At 39.2% G+C, this 1,340-nt stretch carries 1 protein-coding gene; it reads left to right on the top strand.

Features of this window, described 5'->3' with window-relative positions; genetic code table 11:
- Positions 1 to 259 precede the first annotated feature (259 nt).
- Entirely contained in the window at positions 260 to 919 is a 660-nt protein-coding gene (locus FTU55_RS14925; protein ID WP_005178385.1) for a DUF2057 domain-containing protein, read from the top strand.
- The last annotated feature ends 421 nt before the right edge of the window (positions 920 to 1,340 follow it).

Consider the following 1,340-nt stretch of genomic DNA (forward strand, 5'->3'; position numbering starts at 1 on the left):
TAATTCAAGTGAATTTGTTTGAAAGAAGAACTTTAAAAGCTTTATTTTCACCCGATAAAATACCCATAAAACAAGAGGAAGCTCAAATGAGCTTCCTCTTGTGAAAAATTGTGGGACAGCAATGGCATTCAGCGCTCTTTTTTATGGCAAAACGACACTAAAAAGAGAGAAATTGGGCTTTCCCCATTTTTGTCATAAAACTGTCATTTCAGCGCTGCATAGTGCAACTAAAATTGAACAATCGACTAGAGTGAACAGCATGGCTTTACGTTTATCCTTCGCAGCACTGGCTTTAAGTTTAAGTAGTACAGCTTTTTCCGCAGTGACCATTACGGCACCGGAAGAAATTAAGGTTGAAGGTTTAAATGGTCAGGAAGTGAAAAGCCGTCTGTTTAGCAGTAATCATAACTATAGCGTGCAGCCTGGCGAGAATGTGCTGAGCGTACGTTATGTACAGTTTTTTGAAGAGCATCCGGGCATTGGTTCACACGATATTGTACGTTCGGGCATCGTGCATATTAAAACTCCGGTTTTACAAGATAAAGCCACATACCGTTTAGGGCTGGTGAATCCACCAAAAACGCATGATGATGCCAAGGAGTTTGCCAAGCAGCCGGTATTCGGTTTATTTGATGCGAAAAATCAGCTGCTGGTGCAGCAGGCTGGAGCCAAAGATTTAAACCGTGGCATTTTACAAAACTTATTTAGTACTTCTTCAACAGAATCTGCGCAGGCCGCACCTGTATCGGTGACACAACCAGCAGCGGTGTATAGTCCGCAAGCAGTCGTGACAACCAAACCCGTTGCAACTGTTAGCAATGTTGCCGGTGCAGATCAGCAACTGATTCAGCTGTGGCAACAAGCGTCTAAAACAGAACGACAAAAATTTATGTCGTGGCTGGCAGAACAGGCCAATTAAAAACCGCAATAAAATGAAAAGATTATAAAACCAGCTTCGGCTGGTTTTTTATTTATAGATTTAAAGTCTAAGTGGACTACTTTATTTTTATAATTACTTAGCTAAACTTAGTAATACAGATGAAATATGCAGCAATCTGGTTTAAAAATAACCAGACAGGTACTTTTTTCTTAAAACTTTATAAAATGTGCTTGCAAAGCTTTTAAATTTCTCTAGAATGCACCCCATACCGACGAGATAAACGAAAACGAACGAAGCACGAAGTGCTGAGTTGTTAAGTTTATTAAGTCCAGTTTCTGGCACTGACGAGGTGTTGGAAAGATCATTAAGAGATTATGAAGAACAACTTGTGTGGATTTTTACTGGTTGATTAATCGAATATATTTTCATTAATTGATTGGTTTAAATTACTCGAAGTTTA

The organism is Acinetobacter sp. YH12117, from assembly GCF_013418865.1.
In the GTDB taxonomy this organism is placed as follows: Bacteria; Pseudomonadota; Gammaproteobacteria; order Pseudomonadales; family Moraxellaceae; genus Acinetobacter; species Acinetobacter indicus.